We start from the raw sequence: 17,223 nt of genomic DNA, 5'->3' as shown, positions 1-17,223 counted from the left end.
GTATTCAAGATCGCCCTGAAGCTCGTGCGCTCGGCTTCCAGCTTCCGTTGCAGCGTTCGCGAGGGCAGCCCCAATTGGTCGCTGATCGCGATGATCGTTCCATCGGCAAGGTTTAGCTGAGAACGCATGGCCACTTCCACCCGCGCGGCGATAAGAGGCTTTCGCGCCTTGTCCGCCTCGAACAGCGCGCGCTCGGCCTCTGAGCGAGGCGGCGACGTTCCAATGCGCCATGGACGATCGAGGGTCTCTCGGTCGTAGAAGACGCCGTTGCGATCCTGCTCGAACATGAGGTTAAGACCAAAGACTTCCCTGTGCGCTGCAAGTTCGCGGGGCGCTGCGTGACGAAACATCGCCGCGGCCGGACGCCACCCTGCCTGGCATCGCTTGGCGACTGCCACCACGTTCCGGGTCAAGGTGAATTCGACCATCTGCACTTCGCTATCGCAGTGCCCCGCCCGCCCCTCGAACGACAACACAGCGCCTTCGCCCGTACGTTCCAGTCCCACCACCGCCGCTTCGCTGAAGGTCTCAAAATAGGTGGTCAGGTCGTGCAGCATCGCTTCGACTGTCCGCGCCGTCTCAAGAAGGACGCCCAGCGGTCCAAGAGGGTCCTCGCTCTCGCGCTCTGCCAGCTTGATGCCAAATACCCGGCAGTCACAGCTCGACGCGGCCAGCTCGAAGAAATCCGTCATCGAGTAGCCTAGAACGGGGATTCCGCTCTCGAACAACGCTGCGGGGGGAATGTTGGCCTGCCGGGCAATATCGAACGGATCTCCGCCTAGCTCGGCGATGAGATCAGCGGCGCCGGACAGCACCGCGCTGTTGAGCATTTCCCCCACGACCGCCCCCTAAAGCCGTCAGATGTTTGGCGCGAACTGTCAAACGCATCCTTGCCCATGTCTCTAATGTTTTTCCATCGCGATCAAGGTCGACGCCAGAGCCGGCCACGCGAGGGAGGATAAACGTGAACCAGGTCGCAGCGCCCCCAGTGGCGCCCCCAACCGTCTTTCCGGTCGGCTTTGCGCCAAGCGCCGAGACGCTCCACCTCGGCGGCGACGATTTGCCCTGGATCCCGGTCGGCGAGGGCGTCGACCTTCAGCTCCTGCACGTGGATCTGAACCAAGGACTGTGGATCAACCGCACGCGCCTCAAGCCCGGCACCGCCGTGCCGACCCATTTCCATGCCGGGATGGTGCTGGCGGTCACACTGCAGGGTCGCTGGTTCTATCAAGAAAGCCCGAACCAGGTGAACTCGACCGGATCGTATTTGTTCGAACCCGCAGGCTCGGTGCATACGCTGCAAGCCGCCGCCGACCAGTCCGAGGACACGATCGCCTGGTTTGCGATCTGGGGTCCCAACATCAACATCGACGGCGACAGGCAGGTGACCGCCGTAATCGACGCCCATGCGATCCTGACCCTCTATCGCGCGCAATGCGCGGGACGGGATCTTGACTGCAGCAAGCTGATCGTTGTCGGGGGACATGGCGCGTGAGGAAGCGTTCGATTTTCATTTCCGGCGGCGCCGGCGGCATCGGGCTGGTGACGGCCAAACTCTTCCTGTCCAAGGGCTGGCGTGTCGGAATCGGCGACATCAAGCCAGACGCCCTGGCGGCGGCCGCCGCTCAGGCCCATGTCGAGACCTTCGTGCATGATGTTCGCGACTATGACAGCTGGACCAAGGCTCTGGACGCCTTTTGCGCCCCGGATGACGGCGCGCTGGACGTGCTGGTCAACAACGCTGGCGTGTTGATCTTTGGATGGCTGGACGACCAGGATCCTGCTTCCTTCGCGCCGCTGATCGACATCAACGTCAAGGGCGTCGTCTACGGCTCCCATGCGGGCGTAAAGCACCTAGCCAAGACCAAGGATTCCACCCTGGTGAACCTGGGCTCCTCGGCCTCACTGCAATCTCCGCCGATCCAGGCATTGTATGCGGCGACCAAGTTCGCGGTCCGCGGCCTCTCCGAAGCCCTGCTCGTGGCCTATCGTCGCCATGGCGTGCGCGTGTCGCTGATCGAGCCCTACTGCGTGGACACGCCGATGCTTGATCACGACACGCCTGACGGCATCAACTATCGCGCGGCGGTCAGCGGTGGAGAGATCCTCGATCCGCAAGACGTCGCCGATCGTATTCTGGAATCGACCCAAAGCGACGACTTCCATTTCCCCGTCGGCGAGCTGCCTCGCGAACTGATTGACGAGATCAGGCCACGCTTCGAGGCGGATAAGGCCAAGTGGCTGCAGGTCTTCGGGATCGCCTGAGACGCCAGCCAGCTCAACTACTACCTCTGACTGGAGGACCGCCCCTTTGCGGTCCTCCTTTTCTTGTCGATCATCATCCTAAACCGGTCGCGCGGACGCGCCGGCTCAGCGCCGCCTCATCAGGCCAGCACGCTGGACTCGGCCACTAAGGCGGCGCGAAGTTCCGCCTTGGCGACCTTTTCCAGGGTTGAGCGCGGCAGGCTGTCGACCAGACGGATTTGGTGGGGGCGCTTGAACGTCGCCAGCGCACCTTGGCAGCTTTCGGCGATGCGCTCCGAGAGCCCGACCGCGTGGCCCGGTTGCGGGATCACAAACGCGACCGGCACCTCGTCGAGCATCGTGTGACGCATGGCGACCACGGCCACCTCAGCCACGCCGGAAACCGCGGCGATGACGTGTTCGATCTCCGACGCGGCGACGTTCTCACCTCCGACTTTCAGCATGTCCTTGCTGCGATCTGAGAAATAGAGGAACCCGTCCTGGCCCAGTCGAACCCTGTCGCCCGTGGCGAACAGGCCATCGGCCCTGAACGCCGCAGCAGTCGCGGCCGGATCGCCCGCGTACTCCAGAAAGAGGGACACCCCCCGCTCCCCGCCGACGAACAGGTCGCCCACCTGACCAGGCTGCACGGGCTGCCCGGCCTCGTCCAGCACGTGGATGGCGTAGCCCGGCGCCGGCCGCCCCATAGACATCGCGGCGTTCGCCTGGTTCATCGAACCGACCACGCCGTGGGTGATGGTTTCGGTCATACCCCACCAGCCAAGCGTTCTGACGCCGAAATGGGCGTCCCATGGCGCATCGCAGACACCGTTGCCCCATTGGCGATAGCTGTGGTTGTCCGGCACGGGCTGGGTCAGCAGCGCGCGGGCGCAGAACGGCACCATGGACGTCCAGGTCGCGCCGTGTTTGAGCGAGACAGGCCAGAACCGCGACGCCGAAAACCGCGGCGCCAGCACTACGGTCGCCCCGACCCATAGCGAGGCCAACACCGAATAGGACTGTGCGTTGGTGTGGAAGAGCGGCAGGTAGGTGAAATGGACGTCGTCAGCGCGCAGGTCTTCGTTTTGAGCACAGGCCCGCGCGCCCCACAGGGCGTTGCCGTGTGTCCAGACCACCGCCTTCGGCCGCGCGGTCGTTCCGGACGTGTATTGGATGCCAAATGGGGCCCAGGGATCGTGCGGTCGTGCCGGCAGGTTTCCGACGTCTCCATCGATGGCGGCGAAGGGCTCAAAGCCATCGACCCTTTTCGTCGGGGCGACGCCGCCGTCGGTGTCAGTGACGACGCGCCAAGCCAACTCTGGCGCAGCCTCGGCGACCAATCGAGCGAAGGCTGGTTGGGTCACGGCTGCGACGGCCTGACTATGCTTGGCGAAATAGGCCAGCTCGTCGCGCGCGGATTTGGTGTTGGTGGTCACGGCCACCGCGCCCGCATAGGCGCAGCCCATCCAGGCGATCACGAACTCAGGGCAGTTGTCCATGTGGATCAGGACCCGCTGACCAGGCTCCACGCCCCTAGCGTGCAGCCCCGCCGCGAAGCGACCAACGGCTTCGACGAAGGCGGCATAGCTCCAGCGTCGCCCCTCGCCTTCCAAAGGCTCCCAGATCAGGAACGGGTGGTCAGGGCGACTGGCCGCGCGCGCGTCCAGTATGGAGCGCATATCCATGCCGGCGAAGGGGTTGATCGGGCGTGTCGAGATGGGCGTCATGATGTTCCTCCGCGTCATGGCGCCCCTGACCCTGGGGCGTCCTTTCTCACGTCGACGATGGACGACGTGCTTGACGGCTCCCTTAGTGGCTAGGGTCGGCGGCGCCTGACATTTCGCGCCAAAGACTGGCAGCGTGGCGTCGCGCGGTCTCCGCCCTGGTTGGGTTGCGCGAAAAGCAGCCCTTCCGGATTGCGAAGGCCAGCGGACGGCCGAGCATGAGAACGCCCGTGCGCACGGGCATGCCTCACGCATTTCCACACGCCCCCCTTAATCCCCCGCCACGGCGCGCGGTTCTGCTAGCTTAGGCCGCCACCCGACCAGCCAGGATTTCATCACAGCACCTGGCCGACAGCGCATCGGCCTCGACGCTGCTGAGGCCTAAGCCCTGCAGTGTCATGGTCACGACTTGCTGGCTCAGAAAGATCGCCGCGGAGGCGTTGGGCTGGATGAGCAGGCGAAACATCAAAGCCCAACTGGCGCCCACGATCGCTACAGCGCCGTCCTCGCGCGTGGCGACCCGCAATCGACCCGAAGCGATGCCCGCGCCGACGTCCGGGGCGAACCCCGTCGAGTCAAAGGCGTCGGAAGCCAGGTCGAGGGGCGCGTTGTGGGACAAAAGCCGGCCCTCGACGGGATCCATCATGGCTAGCCGCGCATAGAAGCAGATGCCTCGGGCAATTCTCTCGGCGGGATCGGTCACGTCGATGTTGAGCGCCGCGACCCCCGCGTCGGCCCGCGCCAGGACCCTTCTCAGGACCTCCAGCGAAAGGGCCTCCTTGTCGGTGAAGTGATTATAGAAGGTGCCCTTGGCCAGTCCTGCGGCCTGGATGATGTCTTCGATGGTCACCGAATCTGGATGGGACTGGCTGAACAGACGAGCGGCTGTCTCGATCAGAAGCTCGCGCGTCTTGGCCCGACGCGCCGCCTGCGGCTTGCGGGTGGCCGCTTTGGGCTTCTGAGGCGTCCGGGGCGCTTCCTGCTCATCCATGGACACCTTTTCCCCCTGTTCGCGTTTCAACACCACGCCCTGATGAAGCCGTCTGCCCGAGGGGCGAGCAGGTGCCCGCCCGTCGAAACCTTGGCGCTCGCCAGATTGCGACATACTGACTTTATCGTCAGTTTAATCATAGCCGACCATATCGCACCGCAGCATTCTCTGCTACCACGCCTCATATCGCAGACTGCCTCGGCGCTTAAAATGACCAGCACGAATAGTTTTATCACGCCTTCAAATCCAAGGGCGGAGACGCGACTTGCCGGATCCGTGCTGGCCGTCGGCGCCGTGGTGATCCTGACGGGGTGTGGGCCGCAGAAAACGCCCGCCCCGCCCTATCGGACTGTGGAGGCGATCGTCGCCGCGCCCGCCACGGGCTCGCTGCGCAGCGTTTACTCAGGTCAGGTGGTCGCCCGCTATTCGATCCAGTATGGCTTCCGGGTGCCGGGCCAGATCGCCTCACGGCCTGTCGAGATCGGTCAGACGGTCGCCGCAGGACAGGTCTTGGCCAGCCTGGATCCAAAAGACCTGGCGGCCAATGCCCGAGGGGCCGCTGCGCAAACGTCGGCGGCTGACGCCCAAGCCAACGCGCAGTCGGCGGACCTTCAGCGGGCGCGAAGCCTTCTGGCCCAAGGCTTCATCTCCAAGGCGGAATTCGATCAGACCCAGGCGGCCGCCAAGGGCGCGCAGGCGCAGCTAAGGGCCGCCCAAGCCCAGCAGACCGGCGCCGGCCAACAGTTGTCCTATTCATCGCTCAGGGCCGTGCGAGCCGGTGTGGTGACCGCTGTCGCCGGCGAAGCCGGACAGGTCGTGGCCGCCGGACAGCCTGTTGTCACGGTCGACACCCCTGGAGAACTGGAAATCGCCGTCAGCGTGCCCGAGGGCGAGGTCTCGGCGTTCCGTGGCGCCAGCCTGGGCGTGCGACTGTGGAATTCGAGCCAAGTCTTTCCCGGCCAGGTGCGCACGCTCTCGGCCGCCGCCAACCCCCAGACCCGCACCTTCGATGCTAGGGTCGCCTTCAAGCCGCCGCCGGGCGTGGCCGCGATCGGCGGCACGGCCGAAGTGATCGTCCAGCAATCGGCCGCCGACGGGGCGACCCTCCGTGTCCCGTTGGCGGCGGTGACCGAGCGCGACGGCCATAGCGTCGTCTGGGTGATCTCGGGTCAGCCTCAACGCGTTCAGCCGCGGATCGTGACAATCAAGGCGATGCAGGACAACGCGGTGCTGCTGGCCGGCGGACTGGCGCCCGGTGAGCGCATCGTTAGCGCCGGCGCACACCTCATGCGACCTGGTCAGGCCGTGACGGCCGTATCCAGCAGCGCCGAGCGCGACCAATGAAAGGGCCCAATCTCTCGTCGTGGGCCCTGGCCCACGAGGCCATGATGCGGTTCCTGATCGCCGTAGCGGTGATCGGCGGTCTCTACGCCTACGCCGTGCTCGGGCGCCAAGAAGACCCTGACTACACCGTCAAGAACATGCTGGTCTCGGCCACCTGGCCGGGGGCCAACGGCCAGTCCGTCGCCGATCAGGTGGCCGAACCGATCGAGCGCGGGATCCAGACCCTGCCCGAAGTCGACTACATGCGCACCAACATCCAGGCCGGTCGCATGATCATCAATGTTCGCCTGCGTGACGACCTTCCGCCCTCGCAGGTCAACGGGGTCTGGACCCGCATTCGCCAGCGCGTCAGCGAGCGCGCCGCCCAATTGCCCGAGGGCGTCCAAGGCCCCCAGTACAATGACGATTTCGGCGACACATACGGCAATATCTACGCCCTCACGGGCGATGGCTTCACCCTGCCCCAGCTGAAGGCCTTCGCAGACCGCCTGCGCGATGACCTGCGTCGTCTTCCCGACGCCGGGCGCATCGAACTGGAGGGTGAGCCGCAGGAACGGATCTACATCGAGTACCAGTCGGCCAAGCTGGCGAGCCTGGGCGTGGATCCCCGCTCGATCATCCAGACGCTGCACGAAACCAACACCATCTCCTCGGCTGGCGAGGTCGACGCGGTTGGCGAGCGAATCCAAATCGACGTCACCGGCGCCTTCGACTCGGTGGAGAGCATTCGACAGCTTGGGATCACCGCCAACGGACGCTCCGTGCGCCTGGGCGATATCGCCACGGTGCGCCGAGCCTTGGTCGATCCGCCGACCTTCAAGATGCGCGTCAACGGCGCCGACGCGGTCGGGGTCATGGTCTCCTTGCGCAAGGGCGGCGACGTCACCCGACTAGGCCATCAAGCCCATGAGGTGATCGCCGCGTTCCGCGCTCGACTTCCGGCGGGGGTAAGCCTGCACGTGATCGCCGACCAGCCGGAAGTGGTGAAGGAGTCTATCGGCGAGTTCACCCGCTCCCTGGCCGAAGCCGTCGTGATCGTGCTGGTGGTCAGCTTCCTGTCCCTGGGCGTCAGGCCCGGCGTGGTGGTGGCCCTGTCCATACCGATCGTCCTGGCCGCCACTTTCGCCACCATGCTGATGCTGGGCATCCCCCTGCATCGGATCTCGTTGGGGGCGCTGATCATCGCGCTTGGCCTGTTGGTTGACGATGCGATCATTGTGATCGAACAGATCGACAGCCACCTGGCGTCAGGATGGGCCAAGATCAAGGCGGTGACGGCGGCCTACACGGTCACCGCGCAGCCCATGCTCATCGGAACACTGATCACGATGCTGGGCTTTCTGCCCATCGCCTTGGCCAACTCCGCGGCTGGCGAATACTCGCGCTCGATCTTCTACGTCGTGGCCATTTCGCTGCTGTTCTCCTGGATCGTGGCGGTGTTCGTGACGCCCTATCTCGCCAACAAGATGTTGCGCGAAACGCCGGCCAAGGCCTCGGCAGAGGGTGAGGCAAGGGGTCATCACAGCGCCCATGACGGCGCCTTCTATCGACGGTTCAGAGGCCTGGTGCGCTGGAGCCTGGACCGCCGTTGGGCGGTCATCGCTTCAGCCGCCGGCGCCTTCATCCTCTCGATCGGCGTCTTCGCCGTCGCCGTGCCCAAGCAGTTCTTCCCCGCTTCGGATCGCCCGGAGCTAATCGTTGACCTACGCGCTTCTCAGAACGCTTCGTTCGAGCAGACCTCAGCCGTCGCCCGCCGACTTGAAAAGGCCCTGGCCGGCGACCGGGACATCACGTCGATCGCGACCTATGTCGGCGGCGGCACGCCGAGGTTCTATCTGTCCCTGGACGTGCAAACCCCCAACCTTTCTCTGGCTCAGGTTGTGATCCAGACGACGGGCGGAAAGGGCCGCCAACGTGTGCATGATCGGATCGAGGCCCTGCTGGCCAGCCAGTTCCCCGAAGTGCGCGGGCGTATCAGCACCTTGGAAATGGGACCGGCGATCGGCCAGCCGTTCAAGATCCGCCTGACGGGCTCGGACTACGCCCAGCTCGCCCCGGCGGCGGAGCGGATCGAGGCGCTGATGCGCGCCAACGGACGCTTGAGCGACGTCAACACCGACTACGGCGATGCGCTCAAGACCGTGAAGGTCGATGTGGACCAGGACAAGGCCCGCGCCCTTGGCGTGACCTCTTTGAACATCGAGCAGGCCCTTCAGGCTGCGCTTGAGGGCGCGCCGATCACGCGATATCGCACCGGCGACAAGAGCCTTCCGGTCGTGGCCAGACTGGACGCGGCCGAACGCAATCGGCTCGATCGGCTAGCCCAAGTCAACGTCGCCACGGCGTCGGGCAGAATGGTCCCCCTCTCGCAGGTCGCCCGCCTCACCCCGGCCTTCCAAATGGCCGAGCTGAACCGGCGCTCGGGCATGCCGACGATCACCCTGCAGGCCGACACGGTCAAAGCCCAGCCTGCGGACGTGGCGGCAGGTATGAAGAAGGACCTGGATGCGATCAGCGCCAGCCTCCCGGCCGGCGCCACGTTGATGCTCGGCGGCTCGATCGAGGAAGGCGCGAACTCACAGGCCTCCGTCATGAGCAAGGCCCCCATCGCGCTGGTGCTGATCCTGTTGCTCTTGGTCATGCAGCTTCAGAGCCTCAAGAAGGTGGCGCTCGTGGTGCTGACAGGCCCACTGGCCCTCATCGGCATGGCCTTGATCCTCAGTATCTTCCAGATCCCGTTCGGGTTCGTGGCCATGCTGGGCGGGTTGTCGTTGTTTGGCATGGTGATCCGCAACTCGCTGTTCTTGGTGACGCAGATCGACCAGTTGGAGTCCGAGGGCGTGGCGCGGTTCGACGCCATCGTCGAGGCTACCGTTCAACGCTTGCGCCCGATCATGCTCACCGCCCTAGCCGCCATCCTGGCCATGATCCCGCTCACGCGGTCCGTCTTCTGGGGACCGATGGCCTGGGCGATCATGGGCGGCCTGATGGCGGCCACGCTGTTGACCCTGATATTCCTGCCTGCCGTTTATGCCGCCGCCTATGGCGTGCGCGAGGCGGCATCCTCGCCGGAGGCTTCTCATGCTTGATCACAGCCCTCGAGCCTTGGCGTCGTTGGCCGGGCTTGTCTTTGTCGGACTCTCCGCCGGACCAGCCCTGGCTCAGAATTTGACGCAGGCCTACGACCTGGCTCTCCGGCATGACCCCGATCACGCCGAAGCTCTGGCCAATCGGGACGCCGCAGCCGCCAACGGCGATCTGGCGCGCGCCCTCTGGCTTCCGAAAGCCCAGTTGCAGGCGTCATCCAGCTACAGTCGCGTCACCCTCCATCCGGACACGACGCCGGCTGGGCTTTCGAATGACGGCTCTGGCGGCGCGGTCTTGGTGGGCATCGAACAGCCGCTGATCGATGGCGAGGCGCGCGCCCAGTCCCGGCAATTGCGTGCTGGCGTCCAGGCTGGACTGGCGGTCTACGACGCACGTCGGCAGAAACTCGCCTTGGATGTCGCACAGGCGTATTTCGACCTGCTCAAAGCTCAAGATCTGGTGGCCAGTGTGTTGGCGCAACAGGCTCTGACCCAACGCGAACAGCAAGCCGCCCAGGCGCGCTTCGACGCTGGCCGGGCCAAGATCACCGATGTCTATGAAGCACGAGCGCGCGCCGACGCCCTGACTGCGCAATTGGTAGACGCGCGTGCGCAGCAGGATTTGGCCCAATCACGCCTGGCGGAATTCACCGGTTTGGATGATTTTGCGCCGCTGCGCCCCAGAACCGATCTAGCGGCGGCCGCCCCATCGGAGGCCTTGAGCCTGTGGCAGGCTCGCGCGGAAGACAACGCCCCCAGCATCGCCGCGCGCCGCGCGCAGCTCGCCGCCAGTCAAGCCAAGGCCGACCAATATCGTTGGTCGAGCCAGATCAAGATCTCGGCCACGGCCACGGCGGGCGAACTGTGGCGGGGCGGTTCAGATTCCGCCCTGCTCGGCGTCGCCCTGCCTGATCGCGCGGAAGGGTTCACGGCCGGCGTGCGCTTGAAGGCGCCGCTGTATACTGGAGGGTCATTGACGGCCCAGCGTAGCCAGGCCCAGGCCCAGGCCAGGGGGGCGGACGCTCAGTTGGCCGCCGCAAAGCGCGATCTTCGCCTGGACGTAGAGAAAGCCTGGCGCGCGCAGCGCAGCGGCGCCGATCAGATCCTGGCGCTACGCGCGGCCCTAGCCTCCGCCCAGTTGCAAGAGCAGGCCGCTGTCACGGGCCGCGAAGTCGGCGTTCGCACCCAAACTGACGTCCTGGCGTCTCAGGCCCAGAGCTTCGAGACCGATCGGCGGCTGCGCTCGGCCCTCTACGACTATGAGTACAGCCGCTTAGCTTTGTCGGTGGCGGCCGGATCGCTGGACGACAAAACCCTCGCCCAGGCCGACCAAGACCTGACCGAACCGGCCTCGCGTTAAGGCGACTACGTCCCTCCCACCGGCGTCAGCCGCCAGGACAAGCAGTCTCGCCTTCCGATCACTGCGCCGCCGCGTCCTGTCGGACGCGGCGGCCTCCTCACCACGATTCCACGGTTTGGAAACGGTCCGCCAACCGCACGCTCCGGCGGATCGGGCATGAGCGCGTCTCGGCGCCATGACGCCCGCAGCGCGTTCATCGCAAAGCCCAAGGCCCTCGACCGCAATACCGCACGTTCGAAAACTCAAGTGACTATGAATTTCGAACTTGCAAAAAATGGGACAAACGTCCAATTCAGAAAAACAACGATCTCTGACATCGCCCGGTGGTTCGCCGCACGCTGCGGGCGCTCGAAAAAGTGCGGTCACGACAAAAGACGCCTCAAGGCTCCGTGAACAGGAGCCATGGCGTCGAGGGAGGGAATCGAGATGATCCAACGCCTAAGCCTGCGTGGCCTTCTGGCTGTCACCGTGTCCGCCGCCGCGATAGCGGCCGCCACGCCCGCCTTGGCGCAAACCCAGCAGGACTCGGTCCTCGAGGAGCTGGTGGTCACCGCTCAGAAGAAGGAAGAGGCCCTTCAGGACGTGCCGATCGCGGTGTCGGCGTTCAGCCAGAACACGCTGGAGGCTCAGAAGATCGATGGCGGCCCCAACCTTCAGCAATCGATCCCCAATGTCAGCTTCGCCAAGGGCAACTTCACCAACAGCTTCAATTTCTCGATCCGCGGCATCGGCAACAAGTCTGTCGGCGTAGCGGGCGACGCCGGTGTGGGCGTCCACCTCAACAACGCGCCGATGCAGGCGGGAAACCTTTTTGAAGCCGAGTTCTTCGACGTCGAGCGCGTAGAGGTGCTGCGAGGCCCTCAGGGCACGCTCTATGGCCGCAACGCCACCGGCGGTGTGGTCAACATCATCACCGCCAAGCCGGTGGACACGTTCGAGGCCAAGATCCGGGCCGAGGTCGGCAACTACGGCGCCGAGAAGCTCAGGGGCATGATCAATGTGCCGCTGCTGGACGGCAAGCTGGCCATCCGCGCCGCCGGCAACTATCTCAAGCGCGACGGGACGGTGACCAACACCTACAACAATCGCAAGGTCGACGATCGCGAGCTTTATTCGACCCGCGTGTCGGTGATGTTCAACCCGATCGACACCCTGCGCACCAGCTTCATGTGGGAGCATTTCGACGAGGACGACCACCGCGCCCGGATCGGCAAGCAGCTGTGCACCAAGGATCTGGGTCCGGCGACGATCGGGGGCGTGGCCACCGGTTCGGCGCGTCCGTTCCTGACCCAGGGCTGCCTTCCCGGTTCGCTCTACAGCGCTGCGGCCTACGGGACGGTCAACACCTCCGGCACGCTCAACGGCATGCTGGGCAATCTCTTTGGCTTCACGAGCGGCGACGCCAACCAAGGCGACACCACAAGCCGCAACCTGCGTGAGATCGAAACGCTGTTCGACCCCATCTACCGCTCCAAGTCCGACGTCTACCAGTTCAATCTAAACTACGAACTGACCCCCGCCCTGACGTTCACAGCGATGACGTCCTACTCCCGCGTCAAGATTTCCAGCAGCATGGACTACAACCGCAATGTCACTGCGGTGAGGTTCAATTCTACGGCGCTGACGCCGGGCGGAGTCTTTACGGACCCTCAGCTAGGCACGCGCGACCGCATCGCGAACCTGGACATCTCCTCCGACGACGCCAAGCAATTCAGCCAGGAGATCCGGCTGCAGTCGAACTTCGACGGGCCGCTGAACTTCAACGTCGGCGGGATCTATTTCGACTACAAGACCGTCAACGACTACTTCGTGGTGGGCAACTCCCTGACCCTGGCGGCCTTGGCGCTCAACTACACCGCCACCGGCAATCCCAATTGCAGCCCGACGGCCCTGCCGGCCAGTTGCATCGGCATCGACACCAACCCCACCCCGACCGGCTCTGGCCACAACTACTTCGACAGCCACTCGCCCTATCATCTGCGGTCCAACGCCATCTTCGGCGAGCTCTACTGGCAAGCCAATGAGAAGCTGAAGTTCACGCTGGGACTGAGACAAACCCACGATGACAAGCGTCTGGAGGTCTTCGACACCGTCCTGCTGTCGCCCGGCCTGGGCCTGCAGGCCAGCACCACCAGTCCGGAGCTTCGCTCCAAGTTCAGCGAACTGACTGGGCGGTTCGGGGCCGACCTCAAACTCTCCGACGACAATCTCGTCTATGCGTTCTTCTCGAAGGGCTACAAGGGCGGCGGTTCAAACCAAGCCGCCGCGGCTGGCTCAGCCGGGATCAAGGCGAACTTCGACCCGGAGTTCGTCAACGCTTTCGAGCTGGGCTCGAAAAATACCCTCGCGGGCGGTCGCGTGATGCTCAACGCCACCGGGTTTTACTACGACTACCAGGGCTATCAGATCTCCAAGATCGTCAATCGCACGGCGGTCAACGAAAACGTCGACGCCAGCGTCTACGGCCTGGAGCTGGAAGGGCTGTGGTCACCGGTGCGCAACCTGAAGCTCAACGCCAATCTGGGCTATCTCAACACCAAGATCGGCAAGGGCGTCAGCTCGATCGACACTATCGATCGCACACAGGGCAATTCGGACTATGTGGTGGTCAAGGTGGGCCCTGGCCTGCCCAACGCCGCGGTTGGGTCCAATTGCGTGCTGACCTCGTCGGGCGCGGCCGCGGTGATCAGCGCCGGCGCGGGCGCCACCCTACCCTTCGCCTGTGGCGGGGCGGCGGTTTACCAGGCCTTCCTGTCGACACCGCTGGCGTCCGGTGGCGCAGGCCTGACACCCGCCGCGGCGGCTTATCTGGCCAACAACACGGGCCTCTACGCCTATGGGGCTGGCTATTCGCTGGAAGGCGTGGCGGCGGACCTCTCAGGCCATGAACTGCCCAATTCGCCCCATTGGACGACGTCCGTGGGCGCGCAATACACCTGGGATTTCGCTGGCGGCTGGTCGGCCACACTGCGCGGCGACTACTACCGCCAGTCCAAGCAATATGCGCGCATCTACAACAGCGACTACGACCGGCTGAAGCCCTGGAGCAACGCCAACGTCACTTTGAAGATCGAAAAGCCCGAGTGGGGCCTCCAGATCGACGCCTACGTCAAGAACATCAGCAACAAGACCCCGATCACGGACGCTTACACGACCGACGATTCCTCGGGGCTCTTTGCCAATCTGATCACGCTGGAGCCGCGCCTCTACGGCGTCAGCCTGACCAAGTCCTTCTGATTTAAGAGAGCCTACCTCGACTAGGGCGGCGGCTTTGTCGCCGCCCGTCTTTTATCCGCGCTCAGGACCCGTCTCGATATCGCCGCGCCAGGGCCGTGAGTTGCTCACGCATCACCACGTCGGCGTCGGCCGCGCCCAGCAAGGTCATGCGCACGGCGTGAAAGAACAAAGCGTCGATCATGCTGCCGGCCAGAGGCAGGATTTCGATCGCGTCACGCTGAGGATTGATCATCCTCAGCACCCTCACCGTGAGGGCTTCCAGATCGGCCACGACCTCTCGGACGATCTCATGGTAGGTCGGATCGAATAGCGACTGGTTGCGGATGTCGTACCAGAAGCGGTGCATGGTCGCGTCCTTGGTGGCGGCTTGGACCAGTATTTCGATAATCGCATCGACCGTACTGTTGGGAAGGATCGCTTCGGCCAGTTTGGCGCCGAATGTCTGCTTGAAATGCCGGACCGCGAAGATGATCAGGTCAGGCTTGTCGGCGAAATAGTAGTTCAGGCGGCTGACGTTCATGCCAGCCGCGGCGGCGATGTCGCGCATGGAGGTGTGGGCGTAACTGAGGCTAGCCAGCTGCTGCATCGCCTGCTCGGCCAGGCGCCGTTTGGCGTGTTCCCCCTTCGCAGTGCTGCCAGGCGGGGCCCGCCGTCTAGGCTCCGGCATCGTCACAGGTCCGTGTGCGCCGGGACGCCCCTGATCTTCCGGCACGAAGTCAAATTCGCTTTTCCCAAAACCATGCCTCCCCCCCCCCCCGGCGCCGCCGCAGTGGGTCCACACCCGTGACGGCAGGCTCTCTGCCAGGTCGGCATCATGGGCGCGCCGACCGATTTCGCGCAACGTGCAACTGCGCGGGCCGTCATGCGCCAGACGCGCTCGGCACGGAAAGATGACACCCGCGTCATTTATGTTGCCGACTTCAACTTTGGAAGTTACGAATAGGTCAAAGAACGCCAGTCAATGACGTCTCAAGGGAAGGATCCGACGCAATGGATGACGCTGGCGCGCTGCGCGAGTCTGCGGCTCAACGTCCAATTTCCCGGGCCGAGGAAAAGCAGATCGCGCGTGCGCTCTCGCCCGATGTCGCCTGGCCGACCCTGGCCTTGGCGCTCGCGCTCCCCGCCGCGCTCATCACCCTGATCACGCTGGGCGCGCGGCAGATCTGGCCCCTGTGGGCCTGCACGCCCCTTCTGACGCTATTCTCGTATGCGCACTACACCCTGGTGCATGAAAGCGTTCACGGAAATGTCGTGGCGCGAAATCCCCAGTGGGCCTGGATCAACACGGTGGTGGGTTGGATCGGCGCCACGGGCATGGGCCTGTCCTGGCCCTATCTGCAGAGGACCCATGTCCTGCACCATTCCCATACCAACAGCGACCGGGACCCGGACATCTTCGTCAAGGGATCTCTGGCGCAGCTCGTCATCAAGTGGGCGGTCAACATCACGCTGGGCCTGATACCGCTCAAGCTGCTGAAGTATCTGGCCCCGCGGATCTATGCGCGCGTGGATTATATTTTCACCGCCAGGGAGATGTTGCAGATTTCGGCGATCACGACGGCCCATCTAATCGCCATGACAGCGTTCGCCGTAAGCGGTCATTTCCTGGACTGGCTGATGCTGTGGTTCCTGCCGACCCGACTGGGGATCCTGATCCTCAACATCTTCTTCCAGTGGCTGCCCCACTATCCCTTCGATCGCACCGATCGCTACGGAAATACCCGTGTGAGCCTTTGGCTAGGCGGGACATGGCTCACGCTGCAGCAGAACCTTCACCTGATGCACCACCTATGGCCCAGCGTGCCGTTCTATAATTACGCGCGTCTGTTTCGCGCCTTGCGCCCGGTGCTGATCGCCGAGGGCTCGCGGATCGAAGGGCTGGGCGTTGGACCCTGGCAGAAATCGAAAGCCTGAGGACGCGGATGGCTCGAGCGTGGTCGCCCCCGGGTGACGTCATCGATCACGGCTTGAGGCGAGCAACGCGTTCACCAGGTCGTCGACGAGCCCCCCAGGATCAACCCGGGGCGCATCGGGTAAGATCAACGCCTGCTCGGCCAGGATCAGACCATGAAGCCCCGTCAGGAGCCGCATGGCCAAGCGCCGCCGCTGATCGTCGTCGAGATCGGGGTCAAATAGGGTGAGCAGGAGATCGAAGGCGGCCTTGGCGGCTCGGTGCAGATCGCAACCGACCGGAGCCTGCTGAATATAGGGCGCGACGAAGAGCAGCCGGTAGAATCCCGGTCGCCGCAGACCAAATTCCACGAAGGCGTGAGAGAAGGCGCTCATGGCCTGGGGCTTGGGCGCCTGATCGATGCAGGCGGCGATCGCCGTGGTCAGCTGCCCAATGCCTCTTGCGCAGGCGGCCGCCAGCAGCGCGTCCCGGTCGTCGAAGTGCGCATAGGGCGCCGTCGCGCTGACCCCGGCCGCGCGTGCGGCCGCCCTTAGGCTTACACTCTCGGGACCTGCGCGCTCGGCCAGCTCCATGGCGGTGTCGATCAGGGCTTCGCGAAGATCGCCGTGATGATAGCCGGACGGCTTGCCCAGCCGCCCTATCCGGCCGCCAAGACAGGGTCTCATGACGGGGCGCCCTCATGTCTTCTGGCGTGGACGAGCGGCGCTTTGACCCCTAGGACGGCCTTCTCTATCATCGGCGACAGGTTTTGACTGGGTTGGTGCTTTGAAGATCGAACGTCTGAGCGACCAGGTTTGCTCGATGGCGCGGGCCGTGGCCGTTGTCGGCGACCCTTGGACTTTGATGATCCTGCGCGAACTCTTCCTGGGAAGCCGTCGTTTCGAGACGATCCGCGAACAGACCGGCATCTCCCCGCAGTTGCTTTCGCGCCGCATGAAAGATCTGGTCGCAGAAGAGATCGTGCAGCGCGTCACCTACAGCGAGCGTCCGGTCCGGCACGAGTTTCGATTGACCGCCAAGGGCGCGGATCTTTGGCCGGTGCTGATCACTCTCAAGGCCTGGGGAGACCGGCATCTGTCGAGTCCACAGGACAACTACCTGCTGGAGCTCACCCACCGCGACTGCGGCCACCTGGCCAATCCGCACCTGGCCTGCCCCGCTTGCCACGCTCTGGTGAGCCCCATGGACATGGATGCGACGATGTCGCCGGCCATGATCGAAGACCGCCAGGCGCGGGGCGCAGCCAACAGCCAAACCCTGGCGCGAACCCGGCGCACCAAGGCCGGCTGAGGCTTGGGCGAGGCCTGCGCCAACGATCGCCAAGT

The 17,223-nt window shown here is 64.5% G+C and carries 13 protein-coding genes; 8 read left to right on the top strand and 5 right to left on the bottom strand.

The annotated features are described in order from the left end of the window. A partial coding sequence (locus tag DI526_RS03175; protein ID WP_304273941.1) for an AraC family transcriptional regulator ligand-binding domain-containing protein occupies positions 1-830 on the bottom strand: 830 nt, incomplete at its 3' end. Between the two features lie 134 nt (positions 831-964). On the opposite strand from DI526_RS03175, the gene DI526_RS03170 reads away from it, so the two are divergent. After that, entirely contained in the window at positions 965-1,495 is a 531-nt protein-coding gene (locus DI526_RS03170; RefSeq protein ID WP_304273939.1) for a 2,4'-dihydroxyacetophenone dioxygenase family protein, read from the top strand. Next, positions 1,492-2,265, top strand: a complete 774-nt coding sequence (locus DI526_RS03165; RefSeq protein ID WP_304273937.1) for an SDR family NAD(P)-dependent oxidoreductase — start codon at positions 1,492-1,494, stop codon at positions 2,263-2,265. The genes DI526_RS03170 and DI526_RS03165 overlap by 4 nt, the downstream gene beginning before the upstream one ends. A gap of 119 nt (positions 2,266-2,384) precedes the next feature. Here the strand turns inward: DI526_RS03165 and DI526_RS03160 are convergent, their stop codons facing one another. Together DI526_RS03160 and DI526_RS03155 are read right to left on the bottom strand one after the other, a co-directional pair. Then, entirely contained in the window at positions 2,385-3,971 is a 1,587-nt protein-coding gene (locus DI526_RS03160) for an AMP-binding protein (protein ID WP_304273935.1), read from the bottom strand. A 301-nt stretch (positions 3,972-4,272) separates the two neighbouring features. Beyond that, a complete protein-coding gene (locus tag DI526_RS03155) occupies positions 4,273-5,073 on the bottom strand; it encodes a TetR/AcrR family transcriptional regulator (protein WP_304273933.1) in 801 nt (266 codons plus the stop codon). A gap of 162 nt (positions 5,074-5,235) precedes the next feature. Between DI526_RS03155 and DI526_RS03150 the strand changes: the two genes are divergently transcribed. From DI526_RS03150 to DI526_RS03135, 4 genes are all read left to right on the top strand, one after another. Beyond that, the gene (locus tag DI526_RS03150) at positions 5,236-6,303 is read left to right on the top strand and encodes an efflux RND transporter periplasmic adaptor subunit (RefSeq protein WP_304273931.1); all 1,068 of its coding nucleotides are present in this window, start codon (positions 5,236-5,238) and stop codon (positions 6,301-6,303) included. Next, positions 6,300-9,392: an efflux RND transporter permease subunit gene (locus tag DI526_RS03145; RefSeq protein WP_304273930.1), complete on the top strand. Its 3,093-nt coding sequence runs from the start codon at positions 6,300-6,302 to the stop codon at positions 9,390-9,392. Before DI526_RS03150 ends, DI526_RS03145 begins: the two co-directional genes overlap by 4 nt. Beyond that, entirely contained in the window at positions 9,385-10,749 is a 1,365-nt protein-coding gene (locus DI526_RS03140; RefSeq protein WP_304273929.1) for a TolC family protein, read from the top strand. Before DI526_RS03145 ends, DI526_RS03140 begins: the two co-directional genes overlap by 8 nt. Positions 10,750-11,175: 426 nt before the next feature. Beyond that, the gene (locus tag DI526_RS03135; protein ID WP_304273927.1) at positions 11,176-13,986 is read left to right on the top strand and encodes a TonB-dependent receptor; all 2,811 of its coding nucleotides are present in this window, start codon (positions 11,176-11,178) and stop codon (positions 13,984-13,986) included. 61 nt (positions 13,987-14,047) lie between these two features. On the opposite strand, the gene DI526_RS03130 is transcribed toward DI526_RS03135, so the two are convergent. Next, positions 14,048-14,572, bottom strand: coding sequence for a TetR/AcrR family transcriptional regulator (locus DI526_RS03130; protein WP_304273925.1), 525 nt, complete (start codon positions 14,570-14,572; stop codon positions 14,048-14,050). A 404-nt stretch (positions 14,573-14,976) separates the two neighbouring features. On the opposite strand from DI526_RS03130, the gene DI526_RS03125 reads away from it, so the two are divergent. Beyond that, complete coding sequence (locus DI526_RS03125) at positions 14,977-15,900, top strand: fatty acid desaturase (protein ID WP_304273923.1); 924 nt, start codon at positions 14,977-14,979, stop codon at positions 15,898-15,900. A 39-nt stretch (positions 15,901-15,939) separates the two neighbouring features. Here DI526_RS03125 and DI526_RS03120 read toward each other — a convergent pair whose 3' ends face one another. Continuing rightward, on the bottom strand, positions 15,940-16,563 hold the full coding sequence (locus DI526_RS03120) for a TetR/AcrR family transcriptional regulator (protein WP_304273921.1): 624 nt from the start codon (positions 16,561-16,563) through the stop codon (positions 15,940-15,942). A 100-nt stretch (positions 16,564-16,663) separates the two neighbouring features. On the opposite strand from DI526_RS03120, the gene DI526_RS03115 reads away from it, so the two are divergent. Next, positions 16,664-17,188, top strand: a complete 525-nt coding sequence (locus tag DI526_RS03115; RefSeq protein ID WP_304273919.1) for a helix-turn-helix domain-containing protein — start codon at positions 16,664-16,666, stop codon at positions 17,186-17,188. Positions 17,189-17,223 lie beyond the last annotated feature (35 nt).

The sequence above is a fragment of the Caulobacter segnis genome, from assembly GCF_003243465.1.
Classification (GTDB): domain Bacteria; phylum Pseudomonadota; class Alphaproteobacteria; order Caulobacterales; family Caulobacteraceae; genus Caulobacter; species Caulobacter segnis_A.
The sequence above is the reverse complement of the archived record's forward strand: the minus strand, read 5'-3'. Positions and strand labels throughout refer to the sequence as shown.

Bases quoted from the DNA above. Each gene is read 5' to 3' on its own strand.
- DI526_RS03160 (WP_304273935.1), bottom strand. From the start codon at position 3,971: ATGACGCCCATCTCGACACGCCCGATCAACCCCTTCGCCGGCATGGAT.
- DI526_RS03155 (WP_304273933.1), bottom strand. From the start codon at position 5,073: ATGTCGCAATCTGGCGAGCGCCAAGGTTTCGACGGGCGGGCACCTGCT.
- DI526_RS03145 (WP_304273930.1), top strand. From the start codon at position 6,300: ATGAAAGGGCCCAATCTCTCGTCGTGGGCCCTGGCCCACGAGGCCATG.
- DI526_RS03140 (WP_304273929.1), top strand. From the start codon at position 9,385: ATGCTTGATCACAGCCCTCGAGCCTTGGCGTCGTTGGCCGGGCTTGTC.
- DI526_RS03135 (WP_304273927.1), top strand. From the start codon at position 11,176: ATGATCCAACGCCTAAGCCTGCGTGGCCTTCTGGCTGTCACCGTGTCC.
- DI526_RS03130 (WP_304273925.1), bottom strand. From the start codon at position 14,572: ATGCAGCAGCTGGCTAGCCTCAGTTACGCCCACACCTCCATGCGCGAC.
- DI526_RS03125 (WP_304273923.1), top strand. From the start codon at position 14,977: ATGGATGACGCTGGCGCGCTGCGCGAGTCTGCGGCTCAACGTCCAATT.
- DI526_RS03120 (WP_304273921.1), bottom strand. From the start codon at position 16,563: ATGAGACCCTGTCTTGGCGGCCGGATAGGGCGGCTGGGCAAGCCGTCC.